This window comes from Bacillus sp. AFS001701 (genome assembly GCF_002559405.1).
Classification (GTDB): domain Bacteria; phylum Bacillota; class Bacilli; order Bacillales; family Bacillaceae_G; genus Gottfriedia.
Map to the genome: position 1 here is coordinate 1 of NZ_NTZO01000300.1, position 6,061 is coordinate 6,061.

At 31.8% G+C, this 6,061-nt stretch carries 6 protein-coding genes and 1 pseudogene; 5 read left to right on the top strand and 2 right to left on the bottom strand.

The features are described 5' to 3' along the window. The first annotated feature begins 249 nt into the window (after positions 1 to 249). From CN514_RS26885 to CN514_RS18525, 3 genes are all read left to right on the top strand, one after another. Positions 250 to 567 carry an aminoglycoside phosphotransferase family protein gene (locus CN514_RS26885; RefSeq protein ID WP_353652081.1) on the top strand — a complete coding sequence of 106 codons (318 nt, stop codon included), beginning with the start codon at positions 250 to 252 and terminating at the stop codon, positions 565 to 567. After that, positions 539 to 937 carry an aminoglycoside phosphotransferase/kinase family protein gene (locus CN514_RS26890; protein WP_353652082.1) on the top strand — a complete coding sequence of 133 codons (399 nt, stop codon included), beginning with the start codon at positions 539 to 541 and terminating at the stop codon, positions 935 to 937. The genes CN514_RS26885 and CN514_RS26890 overlap by 29 nt, the downstream gene beginning before the upstream one ends. A 164-nt stretch (positions 938 to 1,101) precedes the next feature. Further along, on the top strand, positions 1,102 to 1,296 hold the full coding sequence (locus CN514_RS18525; protein ID WP_098233872.1) for a hypothetical protein: 195 nt from the start codon (positions 1,102 to 1,104) through the stop codon (positions 1,294 to 1,296). Positions 1,297 to 1,689: 393 nt separating this feature from the next. On the opposite strand, the gene CN514_RS18530 is transcribed toward CN514_RS18525, so the two are convergent. Next, positions 1,690 to 2,124, bottom strand: coding sequence for an SRPBCC domain-containing protein (locus tag CN514_RS18530; RefSeq protein ID WP_098233873.1), 435 nt, complete (start codon positions 2,122 to 2,124; stop codon positions 1,690 to 1,692). Between the two features lie 366 nt (positions 2,125 to 2,490). Between CN514_RS18530 and CN514_RS26190 the strand changes: the two genes are divergently transcribed. Beyond that, positions 2,491 to 3,357 (top strand): J domain-containing protein, encoded by an 867-nt coding sequence (locus tag CN514_RS26190; protein ID WP_217993940.1) that lies wholly within the window; start codon positions 2,491 to 2,493, stop codon positions 3,355 to 3,357. A gap of 222 nt (positions 3,358 to 3,579) precedes the next feature. Here the strand turns inward: CN514_RS26190 and CN514_RS18540 are convergent. Next, a pseudogene (locus CN514_RS18540) lies at positions 3,580 to 5,133 on the bottom strand (catalase); the annotation flags it as partial. Between the two features lie 206 nt (positions 5,134 to 5,339). Here CN514_RS18540 and CN514_RS18545 point away from each other — a divergent pair. Continuing rightward, on the top strand, positions 5,340 to 5,867 hold the full coding sequence (locus tag CN514_RS18545; protein ID WP_098233875.1) for an SH3 domain-containing protein: 528 nt from the start codon (positions 5,340 to 5,342) through the stop codon (positions 5,865 to 5,867). The last annotated feature ends 194 nt before the right edge of the window (positions 5,868 to 6,061 follow it).

The following is a 6,061-nucleotide window of genomic DNA, read 5'->3' on the forward strand; positions in this document are numbered from 1 at the left end:
TCCTTACATTGAATAAAAATTAAATTTAATAAAGAAATATTCTAACACTTAAAAATATCTTAATATATTTTTGTTCTGAACACAAAAAGAAAGCTAAAAGGGTAGGATCAAGGAAAAGATATTTATATAAATAAAATCAAAAAGGTAAATCTTAACCTACTGTCGAATGCAAAGTAAGAACAATACGGGAATTTAGTATCTATGAATAATATCTTGTAGATAAACTTTTAAGATAAGTAGGTTCTATAAATGAATAAGAAAAAAACTAATTATATGCGTTTAAGCGGTGGTTTTCAAAATGATGTATTTTATGACCAAGATAATAATAGAGTAGTTAGGCAATCTAATTTAGAAAGAACAAAAGAAATGGTGTTACAAGAAATTGATTGGATAATTTTTTTACATAAGCATGGAGTAGATGTTCCAAGAGCAAATCGTAATTTAAGAGAAGAAGAAGGTAGAGTCATAACTTATTTTAAGTATATTGATGGCGAAAAAATTGATGTTACAAACCCTAACCATTGGAATAAACACCTATTTGAACAATGGGGTAAAAATTTTAGTTGAGAATAAAATCTTTATAATTGATTTTGATGATTGTGCATTTAATTGGTTCGCACAGGATTTTGCTACAGCTTTTTATCATGCATATTGGCAACAGAACTGTTCTAACCAAATGAATGAACAGTTTATTGAAAATTTTATGGTGAACTTTTTTAAAGGATATAAACTAGAAAACTTACTTCATAATGACTTAGTAAAACAAATCCCGATCTTTCTTAAATTGAGAGAAATATTTTTGCTCCATTTATTTGTCCAAAAATGGGATATGAATCGATTAGAGGAGTGGCAAAAATATACACTTGTTGATTTAGAAAATAAGATTAAAAATGATGTGCCATATGCAGATCTTATAGATTTTTCGATTTATCAATAATGGAAGCCATAGGATAGCTCTAGTTATAATTTCTAGCTATCCTTATAATTTTTAAAAACTTTTACATATACTCAAAAATGTATGGTCATTGATTCGTTAATTCGACTATATAATAAAACAAACAGTATTTTTTGTAGTTGCTTTATTGGAAGGGGCTGATGTTTATGCGAAGAAATAATAATGCGGCTCTTATTGTAATTTTATGGTTATCTATGGTGCTTTTTATAGTTGTAAATGCAATACGCCATATTCGAGTATATATGGTTTATAGTTCAGGCATAATGCCTTTTATTGTTTGTGGAATGATTATTTTTGCGATTATTATCCTTTATGTAAGGGGTACGAATCAGCGAAGATAAAGAGTCATATTGAACCCATTACGTCAATTTAGTAAAGTAATTGAGACAGTATATGGTTGCATTTTAAAAATTTCGTTCTTATTCTCATATGTATAAGAGCGCTGCGACGTACGTTTTTTAGTATGCTGGTGGAGCAGTTTAATTTTTGCATAACTATGAGTCTTGCCAATTAGGCAAGTCTCTTTTTTGTTGGCGATGAATCTGCTAATCATCTATAAAAAAGATCAATCAGTTCAACTACAAATGAAAAGTACCTTAGAGATACCCCCTCTAAGGTATGGCAACAGAATTCCGAACTAATGCTACATTCTACTTACAATTAAAAAGGGGCATCAAAAAGTCAGTTAACCTAACTTATGAGACAGCCCCATAGATGATTGTATTACTTTAAAATTATTTTACTAGTCCGCCTCTTAACTTAGTTACACCAAATTCTAAATAACATTTTAAACAGCTTAGCATAAATACCCAGCCTTCTTTATTATCGATTAAATGATGAATATATTCTGGGTTGCTTTCACTAAAGCCTTCTTCCACCACTTCAATAATTGTGTTATTTTGACCTTGTTCATTTAATGTAATCGTTACAATATTTCCTTCTTCTGTAGGTCCCCAAGCAAACACAATCTTCTTATTTTCCTCAACTTCGATGATTTTAATTTTACCTTCTGCATTGTAAAGATCGTATTTTAAAGTAATGACTTTTCCTTCTTCCCATCGTTCAGAGCTAGAAGAAAACCAAAAGTTACCTATTTTAGTTGGATCAACAAATGCCTCGAATATGTCTTTTGCTGGTTTGAAAATATTAAACTTAGTCACATTATTCATTTAATTATCAGCCCACTTTCAATTAATTTCATATGTATTATCATCGTCCTTACAAACCTATTTTAAACTTTTAACTTTTAATTGTGAATATTTAAGCTGCAATATTCAGTTATTAATGTTTTATCTATCAATTATAGAAAAAAGATTAATCCAATAGTCTGTCACTATCATCCTGAAAATGATTAAAATCAATTTTAGAGAATTGAAGACTCAGAATAGGAGAATTGATGGGTAATAAGGTCTATTACATAGGTCATTTTATCTAAAACAATCTTTTTATCACATTTTTGATTGTGTATACTTAAAGATGTATTTTATATATTGGTTAAATTTTATAGTTATTAATACAAGAGAGGGAGAGAAACAGTGGGGTTTTTTATTTTTTTAATCATTGCATTTTTTATTATTAAATCGATCTTTTTTTCAGGTGGTTCAGGTTCAAGTGAAGGTCATAGTCATCAAGGCACAAGTAACGGTTCAACCTATTACCCAGCTGGTCAATTTGAAACAGGTTTTTATATTGAACAGATTCATGTTTATGCGAAGGGACCCGTCTTTACTTATGATACTCCAACCATAAAAGATGAATGTTTTTATGTATTTGGTGAAGGAGAACTACAAATTAGTAATTCAACAGGGGAATTGAAAATTGCTCTAAAAAAAATAAGTGATAATCGAATAGTTCCTATGCACTTTTATATTAATGGTAGCTATTACCCTGTTATTGATCGATATGGAAATACTTATGCTGGTATTGATTACACGACAGTGAGTGTTGGACGGACAGCGGCTGCTTTGTTAAATGAATTAGAAGCATCATTGGTAGATCAACACCTTTATAATAGAACTTGTTTATTTTTAAAAGAACTACTTGTGTTTAATATGTTAGTAAAAAGAAAGATCATTACAAGTTATAGTAATCACTATATAACTGTTTCTAATGCAGATATTAGCACGTTTTACCAAACATTCGATAAGTTAAGTGAGCAAGCGTTCAATCTAATGGATAAATATATTACAGAAGGAACAGGTGAAATGAGAGAGGACTATATCTCTGAATTACTTAAGATATTAGAATTGCCAACAGATACAAGAGACTTGAATGTGATTAGGAATCAATATAAGCAGTTAGCCAAGAAGTACCATCCAGACCGAAATAAGGGTACAGAAGAAACAATGAAAAAGATAAATGTAGCATATGAAGAGATATGTGAATATCTGAAAGCGTCTTAAAGGGAAATTCTTAATTGGAAACATAATTAATAGTAGAAATATAAAAAAGCAAAGCTAAGGTTATTATAAGAAAGTAAAGAGTAAATGTATTAAAGGCGGATAATCCCAAATTAAACACAAGAAATAAAAACAATTACTGATTTTGACCAAATTAATGGCGTTCCAAAATTTAAAAAGCGTGCTAAAAAGGATAGGCGCCTGCCTATCCTAACTTATATACTTTTAATATCGATCCGATTCATGACCCATGTTTTTGGCTTTTTCAGAAGCGACATCAGCTGCTTCAGTGCTAGTGTGTTCAGTTCGATTATGATTCGCTTTTTCTAAACCTTCGCGTACTCTACGTCCGTATTCTTCATCAGCTTTTGTAAAATAACCAACCATCGTTTCTTGAATATGAGGCTTGCATACTTTTAGTGCATCTACTAAATTAGAAATTAGTTCACTTTTTTCAGTTTCGTCAAAAGCACGGTAAGTATTTCCAGCTTGGATAAAGTCGTTAGGTCGGTCAATTTTTTGTCGTACTAGCTTATTATTGTACGCAGGTTCATGATCTTTTCCATTCTTTGGCGCCTCTTTTAATCCACCTAGTGATGAAGGTTCATAGTTTACATGTGGGTTTTGACCTGAAGCTGCGTCAACTTTATATTCCATTTGTCCATCACGTTGATTTGTTGCTACATGATTTTTTGGTGAATTAACTGGTAGTTGTAAGTAATTTGTCCCAACTCGATATCGTTGTGTATCTGAGTACGAAAAAGTACGACCTTGAAGTAATTTATCATCTGAAAAATCCAGTCCGTCAACTAGAACACCTGTCCCAAATGCAATTTGTTCAACTTCTGCAAAATAGTTTTCTGGATTTTTATTTAATACCATTTTTCCAACTGGTAAAAAAGGAAACTTTTCTGGATCCCATAGTTTTGTAGGATCAAGTGGATCAAAATCAAGCTCCGGATGCTCATCATCACTCATGATTTGTACACATAATTCCCATTCTGGATAATCGCCTTTCTCAATAGCCTCGTAAAGGTCTTGAGTTGCATGATTATAATTTGTAGATTGGATTTCATCTGCTTCACGTTGTGATAAATTTTTTATTCCTTGTTTTAGCGGTTCCCAGTGGTATTTAATAAGTACTGCTTCTCCATCTTTATTTACCCACTTATATGTATTAACACCGGACCCTTGCATTTGTCGATAGTTAGCTGGAATTCCCCATGGTGAAAAGATAAATGTAACCATATGAGTGGATTCTGGTGTTAGATGAAGAAAGTCAAACATTCTTTCAGGATCAGGGAGATTTGTTACTGGATCTGGTTTAAATGAGTGAACCATATCTGGAAATTTTAAAGGATCACGAATAAAAAAGATTTTTAGATTATTACCGACTAAATCCCAATTTCCATCTTCGGTATAAAACTTTGTAGCGAAACCACGTGGATCACGTAAAGTTTCAGGCGAATGTCCACCACCTACAACTGTGGAAAATCGAACATACACAGGTGTTTTTTTCCCCTTCTCTTGAAATAATTTTGCTCTAGTATATTTAGAAATTGCGTGATCACCTACTTTTCCATAGGCTTCGAAATATCCTTGTGCACCGGCTCCACGTGCATGCACAACGCGTTCTGGAATTCGTTCACGATCAAAATGTGAGATTTTTTCAAGAAAGTCATAGTTTTCTAAAGTTGTTGGTCCCCGATTACCAACGGATCTTACGTTTTGATTATCTGTTACTGGATGGCCTTGCCGATTCGTCAATATTTCTTCATTGTTCGCTTGATTATCCATAATTTGCCTCCATTCATACAAATACAAAATTTAGAATTTCCATAAATTTGGAAGGATATGCAAATTTTTCCTGTTGAATGTTTCGGGTCAGTACAATTGAAAAGTTTACAATTTGGATACATCTCATGACCAATTTTGAAACATTGATTCAATATTATTGAGATGTAAAGTGAGAGGAGGAATTTAAAATGAAGAAGAAATTATTAAAAGCTTTTGTATCAACTATGGCCTTATCTGGCGCATTATTATTTTCAAATGGTGTAACAGCCGGGCCGACACATGTAAGTGCAGCGGTTTTAAATGCTCCGATTAGTGTATATGAGGTAACTGCAAGTGTATTAAACGTACGAAGTGCTCCAAATACAAGTTCAAAAGTTGTAGACACTTTAAGAAAGAAAGATCAAATTGAGATTGTAAAATTCTATAATGCTAGCTGGGCACAAATTAAAACAACAACTACTAAAAATGGTATAGCTTATGTAAGTACTAAATACTTACAAAAAGTACCAACTACTGTTACAACAAAAGCTAATTTAAATTTACGTACTGGTCCAAGTACAAAATATAAAGTTCTAACAGTGATACCAAAAGGTTCAAAAGTCAGTTTCCTTGGCTATCAAACTGAAGGGACAACTCAAATCGATTATAATTGGGCCATCGTTTCTTACAATGGTAAAAAAGGATTTGTGAGTACTAGTTATTTAAATTTGAAGTAATCACAAATGGCTAGACCTGAATTAAAATTCGAAATGACGAAATCGTAACGAGAAATCCAGTGAAATATGATTAAAAAAGATTACCTTAACTCTGAGTTAGTTGCTTCATTTCCCTATTCCCCAAAAAAAGAAAGTGAGCTAAAAGCTTACTTTCTTTCAGAGTGTTGAAATATAAAAATGGTCAAACGTATATA

Bases quoted from the DNA above. Each gene is read 5' to 3' on its own strand.
- CN514_RS26885 (WP_353652081.1), top strand. From the start codon at position 250: ATGAATAAGAAAAAAACTAATTATATGCGTTTAAGCGGTGGTTTTCAA.
- CN514_RS18525 (WP_098233872.1), top strand. From the start codon at position 1,102: ATGCGAAGAAATAATAATGCGGCTCTTATTGTAATTTTATGGTTATCT.
- CN514_RS18530 (WP_098233873.1), bottom strand. From the start codon at position 2,124: ATGAATAATGTGACTAAGTTTAATATTTTCAAACCAGCAAAAGACATA.
- CN514_RS18545 (WP_098233875.1), top strand. From the start codon at position 5,340: ATGAAGAAGAAATTATTAAAAGCTTTTGTATCAACTATGGCCTTATCT.